Origin of the sequence: Neorhizobium tunisiense (genome assembly GCF_039631515.1) — a bacterium.
GTDB lineage: Bacteria > Pseudomonadota > Alphaproteobacteria > Rhizobiales > Rhizobiaceae > Neorhizobium.
In genome coordinates, this window is sequence record NZ_JBDIUU010000008.1 from 104,107 (window position 1) to 130,650 (window position 26,544).

The window sequence follows — 26,544 nt, forward strand, 5'->3', positions numbered from 1 at the left end:
GACAACGATCACCTGAGACAGCCTTTTGGCAATCGTCAATTAGGGTGGTGCCACGAAAAAGCCATGGGCGATGACGGCTATTTTCGACGCAGTCCGGAGGGCTTCAGGCGAGGTCCGTACGGGCAAAGTCGTCACCCTTGTAGAGCAGCGACAGGCCGCGGTTTTTGGCGCAGGCATAGGAGAGGCAGTCGGCCAGATTGAGCTGCGCCGGGTGTCCCCGTCCCTTCCCGTAGTCCCGGAAAGCCCGGATCGCGAGCTCGCCATCGGCTTCCTCGATTGGGACGATCTCTACGCCGCTGCTTCGGAGAAAGTCCGAAACCACCATCTGGGTCACAAGTGGATCGGCAATCCGCCTGGTCGACAGAACCATCGTTGCCTCGAGAATAACAAGCGGGCTTGTCAGGAGGCGCTCGGCACCCTCCATCCGTTTCGACCAGGCGGGGCCATCATCTTCCTGAGCAAGAATTGCCACGATCACCGAGGTATCGATGAACACTAGTGGCCCCACATCTCATCAATCTCGTCCTTGGTCATCTCGCGGCCCTCGCCGGCGCCAAGTGCCTTCAGCTTTTCGGCCAGGAAGGCGTGCCGCTCGACGAGCGACCTGCTCTTCTCCTGTGCGGAGTTTTCCTTTTCCAGCTCCGCCTTCAGGGCCACTATCACCGCTTCGGTCAATGTAATCTTTCGCTTCTCTGCCAGTTCGCGGGCTAGTTCATGCGCAAGAGGATCACGTATCTGCAGGTTCATGGCAGCCGCTCCAATGGTTGTCATGACAAATAGCACATCCGCCATGACAACGCGAGCGAAACCCTTATCAACCGCAGCGCCCTGCCTGGGCCAACGCCGCGCTCACGCCGGAAAGCGAGAATGTGTAACTGGTCTGCGTGCCGCGCTGGGAGACCGCTTCAAGCGTCATGCTGCTTCCCGATTTCATCGCGGCGATGAGGGCCGCATCGGTGCTCTCCTGTTTCGTCCAGCCGGAATTGCCCTTCGGCTCCAGGGCGAAGGTCCGGCCGTCGACGGTGACCGTCATCTGCGATCCGCCCTTGAGGTCGTAACCCATGATCGCCTGCGGATAGAAGCCGGATCCGGAAGGCTTCGGCGCAACGAGGAAAAAGTTGTCGCCGTGATCGACAGTGGCGGGCTGCATCCGGGTGGGCGTGGTCAGCACGTAGCAGGTCGTGCCGCCATCGCCCTTGTAGGAATAGAGGCCCCAGGCGTCGAACTTCTTCACCATGCTCGGGGTAGGCTGGGCAAGGACGGGTGTTGCGATGGCGGAAAGAGCGAGCGCGGAAAGGGCAAAAAGTTTGATGGACAATCTTGTCTCCATGGTCGGAAATGGCAAGGGAGCCACGGCGGCGATGGCCGCGCGCAGAAGATAGCCCATTCAAAAATCGATCGGTTATCACAAGGTTAATTGCATCGGGCCGACGTCCCGAAACGAGGCGCTCCGCGGGGCCGAATGGGACCGGATCGTGATCCGCGTTACTCCGCGCCACCCCCGCGTTTCGGGGAAACGCCGTGAAAGGTCAACGCCCGCGGTCACAGCCCGGTCACAATCATGTCAGGCGGCCATAAATGCTGTGCATATTGCTATGGGTCGAAAGGTGGCCACCAGGGGCCACCCCATGTCGGGAGATTATTCCGGCTTCGTCGCGCAAATGGCGAAGCGCTCCTGCACCATGCGCTCCAGGCCGCGCAGGAACGGCATTTTGCGGGCCTGGGCCCAATGGATGTCGGACAATTTTCGATCGACGACGATGTTGACGAAACCCGCTTTGGTCAGCAGATCGACCACCGCCTCCGCCGGCATCGCGTCGGAAAAATAGACGCGCGAGCGAATGTTCTGGTGACGCGCTGCCATGGCCGGGGTCATGTGGCTTGCGGCCGGTTTGCCGGTGATCCTCGACCATAACTTCTGCAGGCCTTTGACCCAGGTCTCCTTGCCCATGTTGCCGTCGAGGATCAGCACCTTGCCGCCCGGTTTCAGAACGGAGAACCATTCCGCAAAGGCGGCCGGCGGATCGACCAGCGTCCAGACCAGATGCCGATTGGTGATGACGTCGTAGCTGTTCTTCGGCTCCATGGTATTTTCCGCATCGCCCGACACGAAGCGGATATCGGTACCACGCTTCGCGGCCTTGGCGCGCGCTTGGCCCAGCATCGCATCCGACCAGTCGAGACCGGTGACCTTGAAACCGACATCGTTCATCAGATGCGAGATGACCGCCGTGCCGCAGGCGAGATCCAAGGCCGCACGGCCGGTGCCGTCGCCCAGATGCTTGCGGATCAGCCGTTGCCAGCCCTTGCGCTCTTCCTCCGAGAAGATCTCATGGCCGACGCTCTCGTCGAACGTAGCCGCCCTCTCCGACCAGAAGTCGCGGATCTCATCACGGATGGAATAGTTGGAGTTCATCGAATTCATTATAGGCGCCCCGACAGTCAGACTACTTTGGAAAAGCTCTAAAACATAAAACTTGATTCCAAAAGTCGTATTTCATATGCATGCGGACATTACCAGTCACCGGGGGAGTTTCCAGATGAATTTCGCGAAAGTGCTTGCAACGTCAACGGTTGTGCTTGCGAGCCTTCTACCGCTTTCCGTGCTGGCGCAGTCCTTCACCGTCAAGGACGTCGCCAGCCGTGAGGTGAAGTTCGACAAGCCGGTCGAGCGCGTCATTCTCGGCGAAGGCCGGATGCTCTATTCGGTCGCCCCGATCGAAAAGGAGGATCCCTTCGCCAAGATCGTCGGCTGGCGCAACGACCTGCTCACCACCGACAAGGACGGTTACGACACCTATCTCGCGAAATTCCCGAAGGGCAAGGAACTGCCTTTCCTCGGCAATCTGACCGACGGTACGCTGCAGACCGAGACCGTCGTCAAGCTGAACCCGGATGTCATGCTGCTGCCGATCGGCAACAAGAAAGCTGCCGACGAGGTGAAGCTCGAGGAGATGCTGAACAAGATCGGCGTGAAGATCGTCTATATCGACTTCCGCGAGCAGATTCTCGCCAATACCGAACCGAGCCTCAAGGTGCTCGGCAAACTTTTCGGCCACGAGGACCGCGCCGCTGCCGTCGCAGCCTACTGGAAGCAGCAGATGGCGCGGGTGACGGACAAGCTCAAGGCCGCCAACCCGAAGAAGCCGAATGTCTTCATGTATCGTGCGGCCGGTCTAGTCGAGTGCTGCGGCACCTTTGGCCCGGACAATTTTGGCCTGATGGTGGATTGGGCAGGCGGCCATAACCTCGGCTCGGACTTCCTGCCGGGTTATACCGGCTCGATCAATGCCGAGCAGGTCGTCGCCTCCAATCCGGATGTCATCGTCGTCACCGGTTCCAACTGGAGCCAGACCAAGAACGCCAAGGACTTCGTGAATGTCGGTCCGACGGCCGCCGCAACCGCCGAGAACAGCGGCAAGGCATTGAACGCCCTGATGCAGAACGCCGCCTTCACTGGTTCCAAGGCGGTCGCGGGCGGCAATGTGCATGCGATCTGGCATCAGTTCTACACGAGCCCCTACCAGTTCGCCGCCGTCCAGCAGATGGCAAAATGGTTCCATCCCGACCTGTTCGCCGATCTCGATCCGGACGCGACCTTCAAGGAATTCCACGAAAAATTCCTGCCGGTTCCTTACCAGCCGGGTTACTGGATCGACGCCAAGGCAGCAAAGTAAACCGATATGGCCGAGATCGCCGCATTGCGGATCGAAGCTGAAGCAGGGCGGGAGCGCTATCGCGCCCTCGCCCGGCGCAAGCTTCTGATCCTCGCCGCCATGACGGCCGCTCTCAGCCTGTCATTCGCCGTCGATCTCGCTTGGGGGCCGGCCCGCTACAGCCTCGGCGAAGTCATCGCCGCGCTGATCGACCCCTCTTCTGTCTCGGCCCAGATACGGGCGGTCGTCTGGGATATCCGCATGCCGGTCGCCGTGATGGCGATCGTCGTCGGCGCCGCCCTGTCGGTCGCCGGTGCCCAGATGCAGACGATTCTTGCCAATCCGCTCGCCAGCCCGTTCACGCTCGGCATCTCGGCGGCTGCCAGTTTCGGGGCGGCGCTGGCAATCGTCACCAGCGTCTCCATCCTGCCGGTTGCCGCCACCCTGCTCGTGCCGGCTAATGCCTTCATCATGGCGCTGATCGCCACGCTGTTCATCCACTTCATCTCGCAGATGCGCGGCGTCTCGGTGCAGACGGTCGTGCTGCTCGGCATCGCGCTGGTCTTCACCTTCAATGCGCTGCTCGCCCTTCTGCAGTATCTCGCCTCTGAGCAGGCACTTTCCGCCGTCGTCTTCTGGACCATGGGCAGCCTCACCAAGGCGACCTGGCCGAAGATCGGCATCACGCTTGCCGTCCTGCTGATCGCGCTGCCGCTGTTTGCCCGCAACGCATGGGCACTGACCGCGATCCGGCTCGGCGAGGACAAGGCCGCGAGCTTCGGCGTCAATGTCCGGCGCATCCGGCTCGAAACCATGCTGATCGTTTCGCTTCTGGCCGCAGTCCCGGTCAGCTTCGTCGGCACGATCGGTTTCGTCGGTCTGGTCGGCCCGCATATCGCCCGCATGATCCTCGGCGAAGACCAGCGTTTCTTCCTGCCGGGCTCGATCCTGTCGGGGGCGCTGCTGCTGTCGGTCACCTCGATCGTCTCGAAGTCGATCATTCCGGGCGTGGTCTTCCCGATCGGTATCATCACCGCACTGGTCGGCGTACCGTTCTTCTTCTCGCTCATCCTCTCGAACCGGAGCCGGTCATGGTAGCGTTGCAACTGCAATCGGTCGGCGCCTATCACGGCCGCAAACTTTTCGTGGAAAACGTGACGACGCCGGTCATGCAGGCGGGCGAACTGATCGCCGTCATCGGCCCAAACGCCGCCGGCAAATCGACGCTGTTCAAGCGCATCACCGGCCTTCTGAAGGGTCCCGGCAATATCGTCATCGATGGCGCCAGGACCAGGAACGCCATCACCTACATGCCGCAGGACACGTCCGCCAATGCGGTGCTGACCGTCTACGAATCCATTCTTCTCGCCCGCAAGCAGGGCCAGTCCTGGAGCGTCAGCGACAGCGACCTTTCGTTCATCGACGAAATCATGAGGGCGCTCAACATCACCGCCATCGCGTTTCGAGATCTCGGTGCGCTCTCCGGCGGTCAGCGCCAGCTGGTGTCGATCGCCCAGGCGCTGGTTCGCGAACCGGAAATCATGCTGATGGACGAGCCCACCAGCGCGCTCGATCTTCACCGGCAGGTGGAAGTGCTGGATTTCATGCAGCGGCGAGCACGCTCGAAAGGCATGATCGTGATGATCGCCATCCACGACCTCAACCAGGCCCTGCGTTTTGCCGACAAGGTCCTGGTGATCGCCAACGGCCGGATGCGCGCCTGCGGCAACGCGCGCGAAGTCGTCACCGTCGATATGCTGCGAGACGTCTACAAGGTCCATGCCCGCATCGAGAAATGCTCGATGGACCACGACCACGTGATCGTCGACGGAACGGCGCACTAGGAATCGCTGAATCTCTCGGGCTTGCCTGAACGCCGTCGCTGGCGGGCATCTGCTGATCCATGCCAAAATCGCAAGATTGGTCGAGCGCGACATGTTCGAAAGGGCCTAGCTGGTGTCGCCACGGAGAAGAGACGATGAAGGCGGCACTTGAAAACTACTATGCCCGAATGCAGCGGGTGCTGGACCACATAGACCGGCACCTTGACGGTGATCTGGACCTGGAAGCGTTGAGCGGCGTCGCGGCGTTCTCGAAATACCATTTCCACCGGCAGTTTACGGCGACCTTCGGGTTGTCCGTGTATCGCTATGTCCAACTTGCCCGCATGAAGCGCGCTTCGTACCGGTTGGCCTATAGAGACGCCGAAAGTGTCACCGACATAGCGATGGATGCCGGCTACGGCGCACCGGATGCTTTCGCCCGCGCCTTCCGGCAACGGTTCGGACAATCGCCTTCGTCGTTCCGAAAATCTCCCGAATGGGAGCCGTGGCTTGCAGCCTTCGGGCCTCTTGACAACGCTAGGAGCAAGCTCATGCAGAAGACTTATAGCCATGAAGATGTGACAATCCGCGATGTGCCCTCGACGCCGGTGGCGATCATGGAGCACCGGGGCGACCCCGCGACGATTGGCGATACCATCCAGCGGTTCATCGCCTGGCGAAAGGCCAGGGGTCTATCATCCCCAAAAACCAGCCCGATCTTCAACGTCTTCCGTTCCGAACGGCGGCCCGTATCGCCGGCCGAATATCGGATGGACCTGTGTGCCGGCATCGATTTCCCGATTGGACCGAATGACGAAGGGATGGCGGCGGGTCTTATTCCCGGCGGGCGCTGCGCGGTTCTGCGCGTCGTCGGCAATACCGACAATCTGGAGCCAGCCGCTCTCTATCTCTATCGCGATTGGCTGCCTGCCAGCGGCGAAGAGCCAAGGGATTTCCCTCTCTACTGCCAACGCCTCGCATTCTTCCCCGAGGTAGCGGAGCATGAGACGGTCGCGGAGCTGTTCCTGCCGTTGAAATGACTAGTGCGGTGTACCCTTTTCCACGGTCAGGTGCTTGCCGAGGATATCGTCGTTGGCGAGCAGGTCGGCGCTGGTGCCCTGGTAGACGATCGCACCGCGATCGAGAATGACGGCGTCGTCGGAGAGCGGCAGGACCTTGCGGGCCTTCTGCTCGATGATGATGGCTGACATGCCCTCGCCTTGGGTGATGCGCTGGATCGCCGCCAGCAGTTCATCGACGATGATAGGCGCCAGGCCTTCGGTCGGCTCATCGAGAAGAAGCAGTTTCGGATTGACCATCAGCGCCCGGCCGACCGCCAGCATCTGCTGTTCGCCGCCGGAGAGCTGGTTGCCGAGGTTCTTGCGGCGCTCTTTCAACCGCGGGAACATCGCATAGACCCGTTCCAGCGTCCAGACACCGGGACGCGCGATCGCCGTCATGTTTTCCTCGACGGTCAGAGACTTGAAGATGTTGCGCTCCTGCGGCACCCAGCCGATGCCGGCCGCGGCACGTCGGTCGGCGCGAAGCTTCGTCACGTCGCGTCCCATCAGGTGGATCGAGCCCGAATGATGCGTCGTGACGCCGGCCAGCGTATTGACGAAGGTCGTCTTGCCGGTGCCGTTGCGGCCCAGTAAGGCCAGAGTGCGGCCTTCCTCGATCTTGAGGCTGATGCCGGCGAGTACGCTCGCTTCGCCATAACCCGCGACCAGTTTTTCGGTGACCAGAACCGGGGCGCTCATGCATTTTCTCCAAGATAGACGGCCTTGACGCGCGGATCGCTGGAGATTTCCGCAACCGTTCCTTCGACAAAGACCGCGCCCGCCACCAGGACCGAAATCCGGTTGGCGAACGAGAAGACCAGATCCATGTCGTGCTCGATCAACAGCACGGTGACGTCTGCCGGAAGGTCGGAGACGATCTGCAGCACCTCGTGCCGCTCGTCCTCCGGCACGCCGGCGGCCGGTTCGTCGAGCAGCAGAACCCGCGGTTTGGAGGCGAAAGCGAGCGCGATTTCGAGCAGGCGCTGCTTGCCATAAGGCAGGATCACGGTGCGCTCACCCATCACGGAGGAGAGGCCGAAGCGCGCCAGAAGGGCTGCCGCCTCGTCGACCACCTTGCCGTAACCGGCGATCGATCGCCACAGATTGTGGCCGACGCCTTCGCGTTCGGCGATTGCCAGCGCCACGGTTTCGAGCGGTGTGAACTCGTTGAACAGCTGGTTGATCTGGAAGGTGCGGGTGAGCCCGCGCTTGACCCGCCGGAACGACGCCATCGAAGTGATGTCCTCGCCCTCGAGAAAGACCTGGCCTTCCGACGGCGGCAGGACGCCGGTCAGGAGGTTGATCAGCGTCGTCTTGCCGGCGCCGTTCGGGCCGATCAGGGCGTGGCGAGCGCCACGCTCCACCTTCAGGCTGACGTCATTGGTGGCGAGGAAGGCACCGAAGCGGCGCACGAGATGACGGGTTTCGAGAACGATGTCGCTCATCAGCGGTCCTCCTTCTTCGAGAAACGCCCGGGCAGGTATTCCACCCAACGCGACAGCCGGTCACGGCCGATCAGCACCAGGATGACGAGCAGCAGGCCGATATAGAACATCCAGTATTGGGGCGTGATCACCGACAGCCAGTCCTTCACCAGGGTGAACAGGATGGCGCCGAAGATGCCGCCGTAGAGATAACCGGTACCACCGATGACGAGCACCAGCAGAACATCGGCCGAGCGGTGGAAGGCGAGCACGTCGGGGGAAACGAAGGCGGTCGTCTGGGTGAGCAGCGCCCCTGCCATGCCGGCAAACACCGCCGCGATCGTATAGGCGATGACGATGCGCTTGCGGCCGGGCACGGCGATCATGGCGGAGCGCATCGGGTTGCCCTTGATCGCCTTCAGCGACAGGCCGAAAGGCGAGAAGGCGATGCGGCGCATGATCATCGTGCCGATGAAGAGCACGCCGACGCAATAGAGATAACCGACCTTGCCGAACAGGTCGAATTCGAACATGCCGAGGATCGGGCCGGGCGAAAAGCCGGAAAGGCCGTCAGCACCGCCGGTCAGCCACGCCATCTGGTTGGCCACTTCCGCCATCATCAGGCCGATGCCGAGCGTGGTCATCAGCCGGGTGAGGTCGGAGCCGCGCAGGATGAGGAAGCTGGTAAGCAGCCCAAGCACGCCGGAGGCGATCCCCGCAACGATCAGCCCGGTCACCGGTTCGGCGAAATAATGCTGCGCCATCAGGCCGGCCACATAGGCGCCGAGCCCGAAGAAGGCAGTATGGCCGAGCGAGACGATGCCGGCAAATCCGAGCACTAGGTCGAGCGACACGGCAAACAGCGCCAGGATGGCGATCTCGGTGAGGATCAGCATCTTCGACGGCAGCAGGAAGTAGGCGGCTATCGCGGCGATCCAGACGATGATCTCGTAGAAGCGGATTCGGCTCCGCCGTTTCATCAACTTCGCAGCACGGGTTTCGGCTGCGGCGGTGGAGGAGTTTGCGGACACGGTTGTTTCCTGCGGAAGAACGCTCATCGGCCACCCCTCGAAAACAGGCCGTTCGGCCGTACGATGAGCATGACGATCATCAGCGCGTAGATGACGAAGGGACCGATCGCCGGCACGTAATATTTGCCGGCCACGTCGGCAATGCCGAGCAGCAGGGCGGCGAGGAAGGGGCCGGAGACGGTTGACGTGCCGCCGACGGAGACGACGATGAGGAAGTAGATCATGAATTTCAGCGGAAAGTTCGGATCGAGCCCGAGGATTTCCGCGCCCATCGCGCCACCGAGACCGGCAAGGCCCGAACCGAAGGCGAAGGTCAACGCAAAGACGAGCGGCACGTTGATGCCGAGCCCCATGGCAACACGCCGGTCATCGACCGCTGCCCGCAGCCGGCTGCCGAAACGCGTCTTCGACAGGATGAGCTGCAGCGCGACCGCGAGCACCGCACAGATGACGATGGTGAAGAGCCGGTAGCGGCCGATGCCAACGCCGAATACATCCATGCGTCCGGACAGTTCCGGCGGCAGGTTGATCAGCTGCTGTTGCCCGCCCATGAAATAATCGGTCGCGGCGATTGCCATGAAGACGATGCCGATCGAGAAGAGCACCTGGTCCAGATGGCTCGCCTGGTAAAGCCACTGGTAGAGCGTCCGCTCCAGCACGAGGCCGATCAGCGCCGAAACGATGAAGGCCGCCGGCAGACACCAGTAGAAGGAGATGCCGTAGCGGTTCATCATCACCACGGTCACGTACCCGCCGGCCATGGCAAAGGCGCCGTGCGCCAGGTTGATGAAGTTCATCAGACCAAGCGTTACCGTCAGCCCGCAGGCCAGAATGAAAAGCAGCATGCCATAAGCGATGCCGTCGAACAGGATTGTCAGCATTTGGCTCTTCTTTGAGAGCGACCGCCGGCGATTTTCCACCCGCAGCCGCGCGCTCGTTTACCGATCAACAAATCCTAACATTCCCACTCGGGAGACCGCGGTCAAGAACAGGGATGCCAGGATATTTTTCGCACGAAACGGCGGAAGCAATCTCCCGCCGTCCGCTTGTAAAGCGGGCCTTACTTGGCTTCGGCCTTTTCCGGATCCATGAGATCCTTGAACGTCTGGAACTCGACGTTCTGCAGCTCGCCGTTCACGTCCTTGACCTCACGCATGTAGATGTTCTGGATGATGTCGCGGGTTTCCGGATCGATCGAGACGGGACCACGCGGGCTCGTCCAGGAGAGGCCCTTGACGGCTGCCATGAAGGCCGGGCCGGTGACGTCGCCCTTGGTCTTCTCAAGCGCCGCGTAGATCAGCGCCATGCCGTCGTAACCGCCGACCGACATGAAGTTCGGGCGCATGTCGGCATTGGCCTTCTTGAAGGCGGCGACATAGGCCTTGTTTTCCGGACTGTCATGTGCGGTCGCATAAAAATGGCCGGTAATGGTGCCGATGGCCGGCTTGCCCATCGAATTGAGGATATCGTCGTCGGTCACGTCGCCGGTCGCGATTAGCTTGATGCCGGCATCGGCAAGGCCGCGGTCTGCGAACTGCTTCATGAACAGTGAACCGGCCCCCGAGGGCAGAAACACGAAAACCGCATCGGGCTTCGCGTCGCGGACGCGCTGCAGGAAGGGCGCGAAGTCCGGATTGGCGAGCGGCACGCGCACGGCCTCGACGATCTCGCCACCCTTGGCCTTGAATTCCTTGGTGAACCACTTCTCGGCATCGATGCCCGGACCGTAGTCGGAAACGAGCGTCACGACCTTCTTGATCTTGTTGGCGGCAGCCCAGGTGCCGACCGGCAGGGAATACTGCGGCAGGGTGCCCGAAGTGCGGGTGATGTATTCCGACGCCTTGGTGATCGAAGCCGTGCCGGCCGCCATGACCACCGACGGGATCTTCGCCTGGGTCGCGACCGGGGCGACCGCCATGGCGAGCGGCGTCAGGCCGAAGCCGGCCAGAACCCTGGCGCCGTCGTTGACGACCAGTTCCTGGGCGATGCGGCGGGTCTGGTCGGCCGTGCCGGCGTCGTCGCGGATGACGAGTTCGATCTTCTTGCCGGCGACCGTGTCGCCCTTCATCGCCATGAAGGTCTTGGCGCCGGCCGAAACCTGACGGCCGGTCGATGCAAACGGACCGGTCATCGGCAGGATGAGGCCGATCTTGATAGTTTCCTGGGCGGCGGCCGGAATGGCAGCAACGCAGCTGAGCGCCACGCCCGCCGCTGCAATGAGCATTCTTCTGTTCAGCATGTATTTCCTCCTCCGAATGCGGAATTTCTTATGGAGGCCTTGCCGGACTTCAGCCCAGGCCCGCCAAAACCGGTAGCCTATATCGTTGACTGCCGATATGTCAGTCAACGGGTCGAGATACTTCGACGTCCCACCATTTTCAACTTTTCGTTAACCTCCATGGGCCTCGACACGACGATCCCCGCGCCAACATCAGTCTCTCCACCTGCCTGGCACATTTGCACCTTAGACCGCCCGCGTCTCCACGCTCAATCAGTTCATCTGCCAGACTCATAAGTTATGGTTATAGCGGCCGATCGGACCAGGTCGGCAGAAGTTCCAGAAACGCCTGCTGCGCCGCCGTCGGCAGCCAGTCCCTTCTCGTCGTCACCCCGATCGGCCGCGACGTGTGGCTGAGATCGAAGGGCAGCGCCCGCATCAGCCCGCGGGCGATCTCCGCTTCCGCCTGAAGGCGGGAGGTGCAGCCGAGATGGTCGCTGGAATCCAGAAGCTCGCGCATCAGGATCAGCGACCCGGTTTCGACGATGCTCTTTGGCGGCCCGCTTGGCGAACCGGTAAAGACGCTGTCGAAATACCGGCGCATCGGCGTGCCGCTCTGGTTGACGACCCAGGGGAACGCGGCAAGTTCCTCGACAGTCAGCTCCTCACGGCCGGCCAGCGGATGCGCCTGCCCCGAAACCATGACCACCGTGTCGTGGAACAGCACTTTCTGCTCCACATCGCCGATCGGCGCCGGCACACGAAGCGCGCCGAGCATGAAATCCACCTCGCCGCGGCGAAGCGCACCCAGCAGATCGGGATAGGGACCCTCCTGGATTTGGATCGGCAGGTTCGGGCGGATCTTGCGGAAACTGGTGATCGCCTTCGGCAGCACGTAGGATTTGGCAAGCGGGGTGGCGCCGATGACGATCTGGCCGATCTCGGCGGCCGTCAGTTCCGCAAGATCCGCATCCGCCTGTTCCAGCTCGATGAAGGCAAGCCTTGCCGCCTGAGCGAGCGCATGGGCCGCGCGGGTCGCGACAATGCCGTAGGAAGTCCGCTCGAACAGCGGTCGCGCCGCCTCCTCTTCGAGCTGGCTGACGGCGCGGTAGACCGCCGGCTGGCTAAGGCCCAGGCGGCCTGCCGCCAGCGTGAAATTCTCGGTTTCGCGAACCGCGATCAGCGATTTGAGCTGTGCGGTCGTCGCCGTTACCCGCAGCCGCGGCGACAATTCCGACAAGGCGGGATCAAGGTATCCGAAGGCCCGCTTGATGCGCAGCGCCAGGATTTCGCCGGCGCCATTGGCAAAGATCCGTTGCGGCGTGCGGGAAAACAGCGGCAGGCCGGCGGTCTTTTCGATCTTCGAAAGCGCCTGAGTGACCGCCGGCTGGGAGACGAAGCAGAGCTCGGCCGCCTTGGTCACCGAGCCGGTATCGACGACCGCGAGGAACGCCCTCAGATGCCTGAGGCTGTGATGCAGGATCGTGGATGCCGATGCGGGCTGCGAAGAACTCATGATGGGATCTTCTAGCACATCTGTTTGAGGCCGAAAGCCGAAGCCCAGCCCTCGACCGCGCGCCCTCGGCCGCCGCCGTTGCCTGTCGCCGTTACCTGGTCCCGTTGGCGATGGCTTCCCTAACCGCCAGCTCCGCCATGGCGAGAGCGGCCTCGCGGGTCCTGGCGGCAGCGACGAACCGGCCATTGTGACAGAAGCTGGCGCCTTCGACGCCGCAGACTGCCTCGAGATCACGGTCGGTCAGACCGGCCCAGGCCGCCGGCAGATCGGCGCGCACTTCAAAACCTTCATCCGCGCGGCGGATGGTGGTTAGGCACCAGTCCTTGTCACGCGGATGAATGACGAACAACAGACGGTCGGCGCCTGCCTTGATGATCGCCGGGCGGAACGGCATTCCCACAGGAAGTTCCAGAATGCGCCCTTCGCCCGCATCCACGATCGCCTGGTGCACAAGCGCCTCGGCCCGCAGTTTTGCAGCGCTCTGAGCGATCCTCGCCTCGACGAAACTGCGAGCAATGGCGAGTGCCGCGTGGAAGCCGCGGGTTTCGGCTTCCGGGTCTTTTTCGTCGAACACGGGTTTCAGGGTTTCCAGAAGAGCTGGCAGAGTGAGGCCGGCCAGGGGTCCCGCGACCGACGGGCTGAGCGCGCCGTTGTCCATCAAATCGACCGGAAGTACGAAGCTCGAATCGAAAGAGGCATGCAAAGTCTCGATATGAGCCTCAGGATAGCCCAGGGCGGCAAGGTAGTCACGGCCATAGTGCTTCCAGACCAACCCGAACGAACTATAGGGCTGGCCATCGCCGCGCAGCGGCGCACCGCGCTGGTGGTGATCAAAGACCTGCGCCGCAGCGTCATAGGCGCCGCCGACGTCGTATATGATGCGATCAGTTCCGGGCGTGATCCATTCCGGCGCCCGGCTGCGAACGATCCGAGCCTTCGGAAAGAGCCGGGTCAGCACGACGCTCGACAGCAGTTCGTCGGCATGGAAGCCACCCGAATGGGTGACGAGAAAATCTGGGGTCATGCCGGAATGCGCCTTGTGGTTCGCGGAAGGTCGGTTTGCAGTCAGCACCTGATAGCCATTGCCGGACGCCGGCTCAACCCGTCATTCGGTCATTTGGACGCGTATCTAGCCGTTATGCAAACACTTCAGGAGATCGCAAGGATCTCCAGCTCCTGCTCGCCGACGCTGACGAAATCTCCGACAGCCTTGCTCATCAGCAGCCTTGCGACCGGTGAGGCAAAGGAAATCGATCCGGCCTTGGGATCCGCTTCATCTTCTCCGACGATCCGATAGGTCTGGACGCGCCCATCGTCGCGGCTGAAGGTCACGGTGCTGCCAAACGCGACATTCTCGAACGACGTCGGGTCCGGAACGAGCTGGGCCGTGTGAACCCTTGCAGCAAAATAGCGGGCATCGCGCATTGGATTTGCCTGCTGCCGCCGCCGCTCGTTGACGTCCTCGATCGCACTTGCGGCCTCATAGGCGTCGCGCGCCTGTCGGAGCTGCAACTCCAAAGCCCTCAACCCCGCTTCCGTCACCAGAGTCGGGTGCGGCGAAATCGGACGGTCGGGCAGCAGGGTTTCCGCTGCGGTTTCGGAACTCTCTTCCTTGGTGAAGGCAACGCTCAATCTTAAACTCCGTCTGGTGCGACGCCCCTGCAGTGCATGGAGCACCTGGCCTGCCCGTTTGTCGGACCCATGCATACGACACCAACGGAGGAACCGCCAATCTCGATCCATCGGCGCATACCTCACGCGGCAACCTGCGCTTCACTGCTCGGACACCAAATCGCTGCCGGCCCGCCTTCCCACAACATCAAGTTCCTGCGTTCGCTTGCCGAGGAACAGGACCGCCGTCTGACCGAGGCCTTTCCGCGCGATCAGCATCGCGAGCGCGCCTGGTTCAACACGCTCGGCGCGGTACTCAAAATACTACGAAATCAGCGGGGAAGCGCTGATCTGGCTCGGAGAGCGAACCGCGCTGCTTCTCGATCTGGTCAATGACGTATGCACAGAGCACCTTAAAATGTTCCACGATAGCGAGCCAGCCGGACGCGGTCCGCTGAAGTATCACTAGGCGCCAATGGCTTCGCACACCGACCTGCGTCAACCTGCCGATCAAACCCCAAATCACGGCAACGATGCTTGCCAAGGCAACGAAAATTGTAAGCTTTGGCAGGAAGTCCGGCGCGATCGGCGGAGGTAGAAGAACAAGTCCGAACACAAGGGCCTTGGGGTTGAGCATCGTCGTCACAAATATGCGTCGAGCGGTTACGCTGCGGTCCATGACATCTTTGCTTCCCGTCACCCAAAGCTTCATTGCGAGATACATAACCCAAATCGCCGCTGCGGCCTTTAGCACCAGAGCGGTTTCAATTCCGACGGGGTTCACGCAGGTGATTGCCCATGGCTTTCCTCAGGTCCAACTATCTGTCTCGCCGTTGTGAGGAATGCTCGACTGGCTTCCCGGACGCGAGCAGGCAATCGCAGCGGCCTTTGCGGCTCGTCGCATCGCCGCGTCGAGCGAGAGGCCTCGATCGAGACCCGACGCGAGGACGCCTACAAAACAATCGCCCGCTGCGGTCGTATCCACAGCATCAACGCGAAGCGCCGGGACCGTTACTTTCTCGCCATTGATGAAAGCTTCGGCTCCCTCTCCTCCCATGGTGCGTAAAACCCCGGTGTTGAGAGCCTCGGACAACGATCTTGCGCTCGGCTCGCAACCAAGCCAACCGGAAAGAGCTTCGGCCTCGTCTTCGTTGACGATTACGATATCGACGAGAGAGAGAAGGTCACGGTCCAGCCGACAGGCCGGCGCGAGGTTGAGAATCGATTTTGCGGGATGATTGGAAACCCGTCTGATTAGATTTTCAATCTGAACAGCGTCGTTCTCCATCTGCATCAGGACGTAACTTGCGTTACAAAGCAGCTCATCTTCAACGCCATTGGATTGGGCTACCAGGTTGGCGCCTGCTGCGACTGCGATCATATTGCGGCCATCGGCATCGATGATTATTGCGGCGGAGCCGGTAGGCTCGTTCGATCGGACCACACGGCTGATATCGACCTCGCTTTCCAAATTCTGAAGAGCGATAGGGGCGATGGCGTCGTTACCCACCGCTCCAACCATGACGACATTTGCGCCATCCCGTGCAGCTGCAAGCGCTTGGTTAGCCCCCTTCCCTCCAGCCTCGGTCCGGGATCCTCGGGCTAAGACCGTCTGACCTGCTTGAGGTATCTCGTTGACCAGGTAGATGAGGTCAACATTGATGGATCCGAAGGTGACGATCATTCTACATGTCCTAGCTTGCTTCCGCCGGCGGCGCGAAATTGGTCCCAAAGCCATATGCGAACGCTGTGATCTTTGTTGGTAATCGAAGTGAACGTCGCCCTGACAAATTGGTCAGTTCTCACTCTCGGCGCATCGCACATAATCAGAATTTATTTTCCTTTTAGAATCAGTTTCTATTTTTATCAAGCTCAAGGAGCAATTCCGAACGTTTGTGGCGAGCGCGGGCCGCAGGCCAAACCGGGACTTGACGGCAAGCGACACCAAATGGGGATCGGTTATGGAAGCCTATTCCATATTGGAAACAAACCTTATAGGCTTGACGAAAAGGAGATTAAGGTTTGACCGTCGCAGCCGTATCACGATGCCTGACGCTCTTGGAAGTGTTGGCTGGAGAAGCAGGATCAATCGAGTTGTCCGACCTCGCTGGACGTCTCGATATGCCGGCGAGTGCGGTCCATCGCCTCTTGACGACCCTGATTAGCCACGGTTGGGTGACCCAAGATGCCGCCAGCCAGAACTATGCCCTTTCTCTTCGGTTGAGCGCCTTGGCGTTCCGGAATCTCGATGCCCGGAACGTTCCCGACGTGGTGCAATCCGTCCTGAATCGGCTGGCTATGGAAACACAAGAATACTGCCGTCTGGCGATCCTGGAAGGTCAGGATTTGATATGGGTGGCACGCGCACAAGGTGCGACAACCGGCCTCCGATATGATCCGGACATGGGACAGGAAATCGTTCTTCACGCAACGGCGAATGGAAAGGCGTGGCTTTCTACTCTGCCCGAAGAACGCGCACTGGAGATCGTCTATTCTCGCGGTTTTACGACCAAACGGAAGCTTGGTCCCAATTCTGCTCGATCAATCGATGAACTCAGGGTCCGACTGAATGAAACCCGGGAGCGCGGCTTCGCAACCTCTGTCGAGGAGGGTGAGGCTGGTACCGCAGCCGTCGCGGTTCCCTTTCGAACGAGTTCTGATGCTGAAGCGCCGGTCGCTGGAACGATCTCCGTTGCGGGACCTCTTATGCGCATAACCGAAGATCGTTGGCCCGACTTAGTTCGGTCCCTCAAAAAGGCTGCGGAAGAACTGAGCGATATCTGGCCTCTGCGAGTTCGCCAGCGAACCATGACGCCACTGATCGTTGCAACCGGCGCAGTGCGGTAGCTGCGCCTACGGTTACTTTGAAGCATGATCACGGCCGGTTGGATCTGCAAGGATCACCCGGGCTCTGGCATTGCGGACCTCATCACGTCCCATCACGGAAGCAGTCCCGTGCCATCGCCAGGACAGCTTGTCCACTGCCAGCCCGCCAGTAACGCAGGCTGCATCGGAGGACACTCGCGCTTATCCTCAAGCCCTTTGCCGGACATCAGCCGTTCCCTCCCTATCTATCGCGGCCCGATGTCCTGCACCCGAAGGCGCGCCAGACTGAATTTTCCACTGGATTTGAAAGGCAGTTTCGTTTTAGAAATCATTTCCAATTAATTCCGCAAGTGGAGAGGGTTTGCGATGAGCGTAACAAGATGGGAAGACGACGCCACTCTTTGGCACGGTCCCGACTATGGCTCGGAGACTTTGGAATACCACCCGGACGTCAAGTCGGCGCCTGTCGCAGGTCGGATCATCACCTGTGTCGAGATCGTCGATTGGAGCGGTACCGGTACAAAGGACATGCTGATTTCTGCATGGGACGCCTGCTACGACGGTCGCGTCTTCTTGCGTCGCCAAATCGGCACCAATCCTGACGGCACACCTATCCTAGGCAAAGAAGAACTGGTTGAAAGCGTCCGCGGCTACGTGACTGCCGTTAAGGACGGGGATATTTTCCATCTTGTCTCCGCGTCGCGGCTGCGAAAGCAGATTTATGTGTTTCCCAACATTGGAAAAAAAGGCGCCCCTGAATTTGGCGACCCTGTGCGCCTTGACCTCGATGCCGACTGGGTTAGGGGTAACGAATATTTCCATATGGCCCGGTTCCACGATATCGATGGCGACGGGGTGGCGGAACTGATCGTCGGTAGCGACTACTGGAACGACTACTGGCCGAACGGTCTGGAATGGAACGACGAAGGCTATCGCGGCTATGACGACGCCGGACGTTGGCTCGGCGGTCCGCTGCGGGGCTTCCTATACGCATTCAAGAACAACGGTACGCTCGCAGCTCCCGTGCTGGAAAAGGGTCATGCCCTCATCGCCGGCGACACGCCACTTGAGGTCTATGGGCAGCTGGCGCCTGCATTCGGCCAGTTCGGGACTGGACAGCAACACATCATTGCAGGCGAGTTCTGGAATATCCTGCATATTGCCCGACAGCGCGAAGACGGAACCTTCGAGCCGACCAGCCTGATCCGCAGTATAGACGATAAGGTTCTGGAACTCGAACACTGTATCCATCTCCCCTGCGTCGTCGATTGGGATGGCGACGGTCGCGAAGACATCCTTTACGGTGCCGAGGATGGATACATCAGCTTCCTCAAGAACGTCGGCAATGGCGAAGACGGACTTCCACGTTTCGAGCAGCACGGCCGCATCGAGACCACGAAGCCATTGATTCACGCGGGTATCCTGCCAAGCCCCGCGGCCTATGATTTCAGCGGTGACGGGCACTACGATCTTGTCGTTGGCAACAGCACAGGCGAATTGCTCTTCTACCAGAGCCGGGAAAAAGACGGGATCATTTATCTCGACAAGGAAGTCATGCTGAAGGGTGGCGACACGCCGGTCCGGCTTGCAGCCGGATTGACGGGCTCTATCCAGGGGCCGTCGGAAAAAATGTTCGGCTATTCCTGCCCGACCCTTGCCGATTGGACCGGCAATGGCAGCATGGACATATTGGTCAGCGACGTTACGGGCCGTCATCGGCTATTCCGCAACACCGGCGAAAAGATCCTGCCGCCACGCTTCGGCGAGGAGGAGTTCCTAACCTTCAAGGGCAAGCCGTTAAAGACAGTCTGGCGGGTTCGACCGGCGGTCGTCGACTGGCTCAAGGACAACGACCTCCACTATGTCGCACTAGATGAGGACGGGGTCCTCAGCGACTGGAGGAAGGCGTCCGATACGGAACTCGTCGACAAACGTTTCCTACGTTGGGAAGACGGCGAAGCTATTCGTTTTACGGTCGATGTTGGCGGCGGGCGCGGGCGCGTAAAGCTGTGCTTCTGCGATTGGGAAGGCACAGGTCGCACGGACCTTATTTTTGGCACCCATGCCCGCGCCTGCGTGCCACCGGATCCGAAGACCGGCGCGCCACGTAATACAACGAAGCAGGCCGGCCTGTTCTACTGCCGCAATGTCGGAACGCCGGAAGAGCCGCGCTTTGCATTGCCAATCCCGATCAAACACCGCGACGAGACAATTCAGATGGCAATGCATGTCGCCTCTCCGGAAGTTGTTGATTGGGCCGGCCGCGGAAATCTCGATATCGTTGTCGGGATCGAGGACGGCAGCATCGTCTGGCTCAAGCGCGAGGAATTGTCGTGGTGAGCGGCGTCAGCATTCGAGGTACAACCAAGCTGATTGGCATTATCGGCGACCCGATCGCCCAGGCCAAGTCGCCAGCTGCGGTCAATCCTCTTTTTGCGGCACGCGGGGCAGATATCGTCTCTGTCCCGCTCCATGTCCCAGCAAAAGACCTGGCCACAATCTGGGCCGGTCTGAGGGCGATGCCGAACCTCGTGGGGTTCGGCATTACCCTGCCTCATAAACAGACGGCGATCGGTCTCTGCGACAGTCTCGATCCGGTGGCAGCCCGGGTCGGCGCTGTCAACTTCGTCCGGCGCGAACGCGACGGCAGTTTTCGAGGCTACCAGTTCGATGGCAAAGGCTTTGTGCGGGGCCTCCAATCCAAAGGGATCGCGATTGATGGTCGCGATGCTCTCATCATCGGGGCCGGTGGCGCTTCGGTCGCCATAGCGTTTGCACTCGTCGAGGCAGGTGCCAACAGCATTACGGTGTCGAATCGAACTTTTGACAAAGCCGAAGCGCTGGCGGAGACGGTGAACGCTGACTTTGGAAGAAAAGTTGCCAAGGCAGGCAAAGCCGAGCCGGAAGCAGGCCAGCTCGTCGTCAATGCCACGTCACTCGGCCTTCAAGACAATGACGCACTACCGCTCAGTCCGGATCTCCTGCAGCCCGGGATGACATTCGCTGAAGTCATTGCCCAACCGGAAACAACCAGGCTTCTTGCGCTGGCTGCAGCAAGGGGTGTCGAAACCCATTCCGGCATGCACATGATCACCGGACAAGCCGACCTCACTGTCGACCATATCTGTGAGCTTTGGGCTTAGTTGCGCTCAGGCTAGGTAGTCTCCAACTGAGGTGCCTACAAAAGCGGTCTCTGGCACCTGTCAGGAGGGCCATCGTCAATGCATTGGCCATGAAAAAGCTGCCGTTCTTGCAAACGAGGCCTCTGCCGAGGGGTGCCAAGGTCATCCAGTTCCCTGATTTTGCAGTCTCAGACCTTTCTCCGGCCATCGAAGTCTGCCAACCATACCTGTCAGCGATAGCGTCACGACGGCGTCGCGCAAATCTTGGCCCGCAAACCCGAGGTTTGTCGGATAGATTTCCGGCATCCAAACCTGGTCAAGCAGTTCGCCTTGTGGAGAAATCACCGTTATGCATCCGGTCACCAAGGTCGAGATACAGATATTACCGGAAGCCGCAATCTTCAGGCTATCCAGGCGTTGGAAGCCGCCAAGTCCGATAACGAGCACGCCGCCGCTCTGGCTCGGAAAAGGTCTTTTATGGACTACCCCCGGCCCAGCGATGGCGTAGCTCCACAGCCGTGCTGTTTCCATTTCGGCGACGTAAAGCGTCGAAAGATCGGGTGACAAGCCAATTCCGTTTGGTGCGAGAAGTGGGAACACCACCCTTTTTATCGAACTGCCATCGGCTTTTCCGTAATAGACAGCCCCATGGTCCCGGTGGAACTCCCGGACCCTGCCCGTATCGGTGAAATAGAAGCCGCCCTGATTATCGAAAACGATGTCGTTAGGTCCGCTAAGTGCTCGGCCGTCGCACTGGTCATACAAGGTCGTGACCTCACCCGTAGCGATATCGACCCTTTGGACCAATCCACCGCAGTAATCTGGAGCCAGACCAACGGGTCGCAACCAATCACCCTCCTGTTCCCAGGAGAACCCTCCATTGTTGCATACGTACAGCGCTCCATCCGGCCCTAAAGCCATCCCGTTAGGACCGCCGTTGGTGACCGCCAGTACGTCCTGTTTTCCGCCTTCCCTGATCCTCACGATCCTGCCGCGACCGATCTCAACGACCGCGATCGAGCCGTCGGGGAGTTCGACGGGTCCTTCCGGAAACTGAAGTCCCTTAGCAATGATCTCGATGTCAGGTTTCGTCATAGAATGGGCAAGCCCTGAAAGGAGAGGTCGGCATAGCGATTTAGTGCGAGGATCCGGCGAGCTCTATACATTAGAGCGCCAGTTGGGATTGATTTCCGTGGCGAACTAGCTGGTCTCCACGTGCTCGGGCATGCCCTGGTTTGCCGCCGAACGATAACCTGCCTCAATGACGGCCAGAGCTCGCTCAGCTTCGAGCAAGCCGGCAACTGGAGGACGATTATTTGCGAGATCAGCCCAGCTGCGGCGAAGGAAAACAGGGTAATACTCGTCCGTATTATATTCGATTGTCGTCGAGCTAGCCCTCTCGTTTTCACGCGACTTTGCATAGAACTGGTCCGCGTAACCGCGAATGTAAGATTGACGATGCGAGATCGAGAACGAAAAGTCTCGCTGATCCTCCGCCGTGGAGGGATACAGATAGCCAGTCTCGATTACACCGATCTGACCTGAACCGGTGCGGCAGGTGAACACAGCCTGTTCGTCGACTGTTACGTCAGGTCGATAGATCTGGACCTGGCCCGAGACCTGAGTGATCGGGGATTGTGTAAGATTTGAGATCATGTCGATGAAGTGCACTCCAACATTCAGCATCGACCCACCTCCCGCGAGCGCCTTGTCAAGCATCCAACCGCACCCGTTTCGCTCATAACGAGCCACCGACCCCACGATAAACCTGAAGGAAAGATGCTGGAACCCTTCCGGCGCCAATCCTGCAGCCGGAGAGAGACGATCGCCCAGGTCGCTCACGCGCATAATGAGAGGCACGCTCACATAGACGCCATGCTTCTCCGAAAGTTTGCGAATACGACGAACTTCCTCGAGATTTACTCCGCATGGCTTCTCTATAAGGAATGGCTTGCCTTTGACGATCAGACTCTCTGCGAGTTTGGCCATGTCGGAATGACGGCTAAATACGAGCGCGAAGTCGAAGTCCTGGCCCATTAGTTCGTCATTGGAACCATAGAGCTTGCAATTGAGCAGATCGGAAAAACGAGGCCCGGCGAATGAAGCGCTGTCCGATATGCCGATTACCTCGATACCCGGATCCTTCAGCGCAGCGATGTAAAGCGGAAAGTGCCAGTGGCTGACGTCGAATATTGCGATCTTCATCTCGACTCCGTTTATTGCGGGTTTATCAAGGTAAGGGGCCGTGATTAAACAGAACAAGTGCGGTGGCCGGATGGAATCCGACGATCCGCGGACCGCCGCCCAGGCGGCTCCTTGTGAAACGCCTCTCGCAATGCTATTGGAATAGCGTTCCGACAAACCGAATATCGTGGTACCATGCGCCTTGTCAAATCCCTTCTAGACCGTTGTTTCGACGTCATCACGTTGTTGAGTGAGAACGCCACTGGACTGTCACTTGGCGAAATCAGCCGCCGACTGGACGTCCCAAAGAGCGCAGCGCATCGGCTGCTCAACAGTCTGTGTGACCTGGGTTGGGCCGAACAGGATCCCGAAAACGGCTTCTACCGGCTTTCGTTGCGCCTCGCGGTGATGGGCCAGCGCCTGCTGGCCGGCACACGAATCCCCGATATTTGCCAACCGATCCTTGACCGGTTGGCCAGCAATACGAAGGGGTTGGGCAGGATCGCGATCCTCGACCCCGATGGTTTGACGTGGATTTCCCATTCGCAAGGCATGCGATCCGGCCTCATTTACCAGCCAGAATTGGTCGCAAAAGTCCCGTTGCACACGACCGCGAACGGAAAAGCGTGGCTTGCCACGTTGGATCGGGAGGAGGCGCTCGCCAGAGCCGTTGCCAGTGGACTGGGACGGACAGACATAGGCGGTCCGCGTGTTATCACGTCTAAGCAGACATTTTCTGCCGCTTTGGATGAGACTGAAGAACGGGGATGGGCCACGGCGATCGAGGAAGCTGAACCTGGCGTCGCCGCTGTTGCAGCTGCCATTCGCGTTGGAGGCCAGGTTGTTGGAACGGTGAGCATTGCGGGACCAATCCACCACTTCTCTCCGCTCGTACTTCCGCAGTTAGCGGAACAGGTGAAGGCCACTGCCGATGAACTTTCGCAACTTTGGCCGTATCGGATCGCCTCCCCTAGCCCGCAAACCAACGCGCCGAGAAATTCGCAAGTCGTTGGAAACATTATATAAGAAGCCTTTTTAGTTTTCAGAGCGCTCTACGCAGCACTCACGTCTGTTGACACCCGCGTTTCTTAATGGAATAACGTTCCAATAGCGATTGTGGAGATCGCCTTAAGGGAGTGGCCACTTCGGTGGCCGGTAGGAGGAAACAGTTGGCTAGTGTTGAGCTCAAGTCCGTTCGCAAAGCTTACGGCGCCGTCCCCGTGCTTCATGGCGTGTCTGTCGACATCAATGAAGGAGAGTTTGTAACTCTGGTCGGGCCCTCGGGCTGCGGAAAGTCAACTCTGTTGAGGATGATTGCAGGCCTGGAAAACATCTCAGGTGGCGAGATCCAGATTGGCGGACGTACCGTCAACGATGTTCCTCCCAAGGCCAGAGACATTGCTATGGTCTTCCAGAATTACGCCCTTTACCCGCATATGACCGTTGCGGAAAACATGGGCTTCTCCTTGAAGCTGAAAAAGGCGCCCCGCGAGGAGCGGGCGACGCGCGTTCAACGAGCAGCTGAGATCCTCAGCCTCACCAAACTCCTTGATCGATACCCTCGCGAACTTTCGGGCGGGCAGCGTCAGCGCGTGGCGATGGGCCGCGCAATTGTTCGCGATCCGCAGGTATTCCTGTTCGACGAGCCGCTCTCGAACCTTGATGCAAAGTTGCGCGTGCAAATGCGCGCTGAGATCAAGGAACTGCATCAACGGCTCAAAACCACGACCGTTTACGTCACCCATGACCAGGTCGAGGCGATGACTATGGCCGACAAGATCGTCGTCATGCACGACGGTTATGTTGAGCAAATCGGTGCGCCGCTTGAGCTTTATGATTACCCCGCCAATATATTCGTCGCCGGTTTCATCGGATCGCCGTCGATGAACTTCCTTAAGGGCAAAGTCGAGCAGGGTCGGTTCGTTCTTGAGGACGGCCACACTCTTCCAATGCCCGCGCGTATTGCCGATACATCGGAGAAGGTGATTTACGGCGTTCGCCCTGAGCATCTAACTCTAAGTGACGAAGGAATGCCGATAACCGTTACGGTCGTCGAACCCACAGGGTCTGAAACCCAGATCATCGCCCGGCATGGCTCTCAGACCATAGTCTGCATCTTCCGTGATCGAGTTCTGCCGAAGGTCGGCGAGACCATCACCGTAGCCCCTGATCTTTCACGCGTTCATCTCTTCAGCGAGAGCACTGGCCGTCGCCTGTCCTGAACACGCGACAACCCCACTCTGCCTGAGGCGCCACACGGGATTAGCAATCGAATGTCGATACCTCCGTTACAACTCAGCACTGATCAAAGCGGGACCAACCTTGCAAGCGACGTCGTGGAGGCCCCTGACGGCGCAAACCGCTTTAGTTGGGCTCCCTTTCTGTGGTTTACCCCCGCTATCTTGATCCTGTTTCTTGTTACGCTCTATCCGACGATCTTCGTGATCTGGTTGAGCTTTCAGAAAACGAAATACTACGATCTCGTTGGCTTTGCCGGTCTCGCCAATTACGTCGAAGTTCTAAGCTCATCCGAGTTCTGGGACACGACCATAATTTCCTTGACCTACGTTGCCGGATCTCTGGCCGGTGCCATAATCCTTGGAATGGCCTCAGCGCTGGTTTTGAACCGGGCGGGCGTTACAGGTTCTGCTCTACGCGTCTTCATCCTTTTTCCCTGGACGCTATCCATGTCTGTCGTTGGCAGCATCTGGCTCTGGCTCCTCAACCCCTCGTTTGGGCCCATACCCTATGTGATTCAAAAACTGGGTATCGATCCAGGATTGATGTTGGGGGACCCAGGAATGGCCTTGCCCCTCATCATCATCGTCACAGCCTGGTGGTCGTTCCCATATGTCATGGTAATGGCGACGGCAGCCATGCAGTCCATTCCGAAAGAACTCTACGAAGCGGTAGAGATCGATGGAGGTGGCGCGTTTGTGAAGTTCCGTTACGTGACACTCACTGAAATTCTTCCCACCTTGGGCAGCACGGCGCTGACGCTTTCCATCATGTACCTGACCTTGATGACACTGATCATTGTTATGACAGGGGGAGGACCACTGGGATCAACGACAACGCTCAGTTTCGAAGCCTTCCGTGGGACCGTTCAGGCGGTCAACATTGGGCCGACTGCTGTCGTCTCGATCGTCGTCCTCATTATCAATGTCGCCCTTGGTGCTCTTTACACCCGGCTAACCGGCCGCGTGACGGGATAGGATTCTAACATGAGTAGCGCTCTTTCGAACCGCACAGGCGGACAAATACCCGCCGTCCTGGGATCCTTCATTATCGGGATTATCGTTCTCGGGCCGATTCTTTGGGCCTTTGCAACGTCTTTCAAGACAGAAGTTGAAGCGGTTGTTGTTCCTCCGACCTTATGGCCAGTTTCACCAACTCTGGAGAACTACACCAAGGTCCTGCAGGACGCGGCTTTCTTGACCGATCTCTGGAACTCCGTCGCTTACTCCGTCGGTGCCGTGATCATCGCTCTCCTCGTCGGAATTCCCGGGGGCTACGCCGCCGCACGCTTTTCCTTCAAAGGCAAGCGTGCGTTGATGCTGACGGTTCTTGCGACCTCAATGGTGCCAGGAGTCGCGTTGCTGGTTCCCACCTATTACCTGCTGGAAACGGTCGGTTTGCTCAACAGCGGTGTCGTTGTGACGATTATCCTTTCGGCAAGGATCATCCCGCAGACCGTCTGGTTCATCGCAAACTTCGTCGAGGCTGTTCCAATCGAAATCGAGGACTCGGCCATGATCGACGGCGCTTCCCGCTTCCAGATCATCTGGAGCCTGATCTTGCCGCTGATACGTCCCGGTATAGCGGCTGTCGCGACGATCGGCATTGTAACGACCTGGAATGATTACATTACCGTCGCAGTTTTTGCGCCCGAGGTTGCAAAACGGACCCTCCAGGTCGCCCTCGTTAATCAGGTTTTCGACGCTGTCGGGATTTCCTGGTCCTACATGATGGCCTTTGTCATGGTCGCATCATCGCCCGTTATCTTCATGTTCGGCTTCGTTCAGAAGTGGTTCATCTCCGGCCTTACGGCAGGCGCTGTCAAAGGCTGATG

General features: G+C 59.5%; 26 protein-coding genes and 1 pseudogene. 12 read left to right on the top strand and 15 right to left on the bottom strand.

The genetic code is table 11. The annotated features are described in order from the left end of the window. Nucleotides 1-103 precede the first annotated feature (103 nt). The 4 genes from ABCW43_RS21945 to ABCW43_RS21960 all read right to left on the bottom strand — a co-directional run bounded on the left by ABCW43_RS21945 (nt 104) and on the right by ABCW43_RS21960 (nt 2,425). Complete coding sequence (locus ABCW43_RS21945) at nt 104-496, bottom strand: type II toxin-antitoxin system VapC family toxin (protein WP_345928376.1); 393 nt, start codon at nt 494-496, stop codon at nt 104-106. Beyond that, nucleotides 496-747 carry a type II toxin-antitoxin system VapB family antitoxin gene (locus ABCW43_RS21950; RefSeq protein WP_345928378.1) on the bottom strand — a complete coding sequence of 84 codons (252 nt, stop codon included), beginning with the start codon at nt 745-747 and terminating at the stop codon, nt 496-498. Before ABCW43_RS21950 ends, ABCW43_RS21945 begins: the two co-directional genes overlap by 1 nt. 67 nt (nt 748-814) lie before the next feature. Beyond that, nucleotides 815-1,330, bottom strand: a complete 516-nt coding sequence (locus ABCW43_RS21955) for an invasion associated locus B family protein (RefSeq protein ID WP_445738992.1) — start codon at nt 1,328-1,330, stop codon at nt 815-817. A gap of 309 nt (nt 1,331-1,639) precedes the next feature. Next, nucleotides 1,640-2,425 (bottom strand): class I SAM-dependent methyltransferase, encoded by a 786-nt coding sequence (locus ABCW43_RS21960; protein WP_345928381.1) that lies wholly within the window; start codon nt 2,423-2,425, stop codon nt 1,640-1,642. Between the two features lie 115 nt (nt 2,426-2,540). Here ABCW43_RS21960 and ABCW43_RS21965 point away from each other — a divergent pair, with 115 nt between their 5' ends. The 4 genes from ABCW43_RS21965 (at nt 2,541) to ABCW43_RS21980 (ending at nt 6,519) form a co-directional block, all read left to right on the top strand. After that, nucleotides 2,541-3,677, top strand: coding sequence for an ABC transporter substrate-binding protein (locus ABCW43_RS21965; RefSeq protein WP_345928383.1), 1,137 nt, complete (start codon nt 2,541-2,543; stop codon nt 3,675-3,677). A 6-nt stretch (nt 3,678-3,683) separates the two neighbouring features. Continuing rightward, on the top strand, nt 3,684-4,754 hold the full coding sequence (locus tag ABCW43_RS21970) for a FecCD family ABC transporter permease (protein WP_345928385.1): 1,071 nt from the start codon (nt 3,684-3,686) through the stop codon (nt 4,752-4,754). Continuing rightward, entirely contained in the window at nt 4,748-5,500 is a 753-nt protein-coding gene (locus ABCW43_RS21975; RefSeq protein WP_345928387.1) for an ABC transporter ATP-binding protein, read from the top strand. The genes ABCW43_RS21970 and ABCW43_RS21975 overlap by 7 nt, the downstream gene beginning before the upstream one ends. A 134-nt stretch (nt 5,501-5,634) precedes the next feature. Continuing rightward, a complete protein-coding gene (locus ABCW43_RS21980; RefSeq protein ID WP_345928389.1) occupies nt 5,635-6,519 on the top strand; it encodes an AraC family transcriptional regulator in 885 nt (294 codons plus the stop codon). Here ABCW43_RS21980 and ABCW43_RS21985 read toward each other — a convergent pair whose 3' ends face one another. The 8 genes from ABCW43_RS21985 to greA form a co-directional block, all read right to left on the bottom strand. Then, a complete protein-coding gene (locus ABCW43_RS21985) occupies nt 6,520-7,239 on the bottom strand; it encodes an ABC transporter ATP-binding protein (RefSeq protein ID WP_345928391.1) in 720 nt (239 codons plus the stop codon). Further along, the gene (locus ABCW43_RS21990) at nt 7,236-7,985 is read right to left on the bottom strand and encodes an ABC transporter ATP-binding protein (protein WP_345928393.1); all 750 of its coding nucleotides are present in this window, start codon (nt 7,983-7,985) and stop codon (nt 7,236-7,238) included. The genes ABCW43_RS21985 and ABCW43_RS21990 overlap by 4 nt, the downstream gene beginning before the upstream one ends. Then, nucleotides 7,985-9,022 (bottom strand): branched-chain amino acid ABC transporter permease, encoded by a 1,038-nt coding sequence (locus tag ABCW43_RS21995; RefSeq protein WP_345928395.1) that lies wholly within the window; start codon nt 9,020-9,022, stop codon nt 7,985-7,987. Before ABCW43_RS21995 ends, ABCW43_RS21990 begins: the two co-directional genes overlap by 1 nt. After that, nucleotides 9,019-9,876, bottom strand: coding sequence for a branched-chain amino acid ABC transporter permease (locus ABCW43_RS22000; protein ID WP_345928397.1), 858 nt, complete (start codon nt 9,874-9,876; stop codon nt 9,019-9,021). The genes ABCW43_RS21995 and ABCW43_RS22000 overlap by 4 nt, the downstream gene beginning before the upstream one ends. Before the next feature lie 179 nt (nt 9,877-10,055). Continuing rightward, nucleotides 10,056-11,234: an ABC transporter substrate-binding protein gene (locus tag ABCW43_RS22005; RefSeq protein ID WP_345928399.1), complete on the bottom strand. Its 1,179-nt coding sequence runs from the start codon at nt 11,232-11,234 to the stop codon at nt 10,056-10,058. Nucleotides 11,235-11,517: 283 nt separating this feature from the next. Further along, entirely contained in the window at nt 11,518-12,729 is a 1,212-nt protein-coding gene (locus ABCW43_RS22010; protein ID WP_345928401.1) for a LysR family transcriptional regulator, read from the bottom strand. A 91-nt stretch (nt 12,730-12,820) separates the two neighbouring features. Then, the gene (locus ABCW43_RS22015) at nt 12,821-13,753 is read right to left on the bottom strand and encodes an MYG1 family protein (protein ID WP_345928403.1); all 933 of its coding nucleotides are present in this window, start codon (nt 13,751-13,753) and stop codon (nt 12,821-12,823) included. A 125-nt stretch (nt 13,754-13,878) separates the two neighbouring features. Next, nucleotides 13,879-14,361 (bottom strand): transcription elongation factor GreA, encoded by a 483-nt coding sequence (gene greA / locus ABCW43_RS22020; RefSeq protein ID WP_345928405.1) that lies wholly within the window; start codon nt 14,359-14,361, stop codon nt 13,879-13,881. Between the two features lie 165 nt (nt 14,362-14,526). Here greA and ABCW43_RS22025 point away from each other — a divergent pair. Further along, nucleotides 14,527-14,809, top strand: a pseudogene (locus tag ABCW43_RS22025) (hypothetical protein); the annotation flags it as partial. Nucleotides 14,810-15,148: 339 nt separating this feature from the next. Here the strand turns inward: ABCW43_RS22025 and ABCW43_RS22030 are convergent. Continuing rightward, nucleotides 15,149-16,024 (bottom strand): ribokinase, encoded by an 876-nt coding sequence (locus ABCW43_RS22030; protein ID WP_345928407.1) that lies wholly within the window; start codon nt 16,022-16,024, stop codon nt 15,149-15,151. Nucleotides 16,025-16,362: 338 nt separating this feature from the next. Here ABCW43_RS22030 and ABCW43_RS22035 point away from each other — a divergent pair, with 338 nt between their 5' ends. The 3 genes from ABCW43_RS22035 to ABCW43_RS22045 all read left to right on the top strand — a co-directional run bounded on the left by ABCW43_RS22035 (nt 16,363) and on the right by ABCW43_RS22045 (nt 20,309). Beyond that, nucleotides 16,363-17,187 carry an IclR family transcriptional regulator gene (locus ABCW43_RS22035; protein ID WP_345928409.1) on the top strand — a complete coding sequence of 275 codons (825 nt, stop codon included), beginning with the start codon at nt 16,363-16,365 and terminating at the stop codon, nt 17,185-17,187. Between the two features lie 345 nt (nt 17,188-17,532). After that, a complete protein-coding gene (locus tag ABCW43_RS22040) occupies nt 17,533-19,506 on the top strand; it encodes an FG-GAP repeat domain-containing protein (protein ID WP_345928410.1) in 1,974 nt (657 codons plus the stop codon). Beyond that, complete coding sequence (locus ABCW43_RS22045) at nt 19,503-20,309, top strand: shikimate dehydrogenase family protein (RefSeq protein WP_345928412.1); 807 nt, start codon at nt 19,503-19,505, stop codon at nt 20,307-20,309. The genes ABCW43_RS22040 and ABCW43_RS22045 overlap by 4 nt, the downstream gene beginning before the upstream one ends. Before the next feature lie 141 nt (nt 20,310-20,450). On the opposite strand, the gene ABCW43_RS22050 is transcribed toward ABCW43_RS22045, so the two are convergent. Both ABCW43_RS22050 and ABCW43_RS22055 read right to left on the bottom strand, forming a co-directional pair. Beyond that, nucleotides 20,451-21,383 carry an SMP-30/gluconolactonase/LRE family protein gene (locus ABCW43_RS22050; protein WP_345928414.1) on the bottom strand — a complete coding sequence of 311 codons (933 nt, stop codon included), beginning with the start codon at nt 21,381-21,383 and terminating at the stop codon, nt 20,451-20,453. 105 nt (nt 21,384-21,488) lie between these two features. Next, the gene (locus ABCW43_RS22055) at nt 21,489-22,493 is read right to left on the bottom strand and encodes a Gfo/Idh/MocA family protein (protein ID WP_345928416.1); all 1,005 of its coding nucleotides are present in this window, start codon (nt 22,491-22,493) and stop codon (nt 21,489-21,491) included. Between the two features lie 174 nt (nt 22,494-22,667). Between ABCW43_RS22055 and ABCW43_RS22060 the strand changes: the two genes are divergently transcribed. From ABCW43_RS22060 to ABCW43_RS22075, 4 genes are all read left to right on the top strand, one after another. Beyond that, entirely contained in the window at nt 22,668-23,498 is an 831-nt protein-coding gene (locus tag ABCW43_RS22060) for an IclR family transcriptional regulator (RefSeq protein WP_046642483.1), read from the top strand. Between the two features lie 143 nt (nt 23,499-23,641). After that, on the top strand, nt 23,642-24,694 hold the full coding sequence (locus tag ABCW43_RS22065; RefSeq protein ID WP_345928419.1) for an ABC transporter ATP-binding protein: 1,053 nt from the start codon (nt 23,642-23,644) through the stop codon (nt 24,692-24,694). A gap of 51 nt (nt 24,695-24,745) precedes the next feature. Then, nucleotides 24,746-25,687: a carbohydrate ABC transporter permease gene (locus ABCW43_RS22070; protein WP_345928421.1), complete on the top strand. Its 942-nt coding sequence runs from the start codon at nt 24,746-24,748 to the stop codon at nt 25,685-25,687. Nucleotides 25,688-25,696: 9 nt separating this feature from the next. Continuing rightward, nucleotides 25,697-26,542 (top strand): carbohydrate ABC transporter permease, encoded by an 846-nt coding sequence (locus ABCW43_RS22075; protein WP_345928423.1) that lies wholly within the window; start codon nt 25,697-25,699, stop codon nt 26,540-26,542. Nucleotides 26,543-26,544 lie beyond the last annotated feature (2 nt).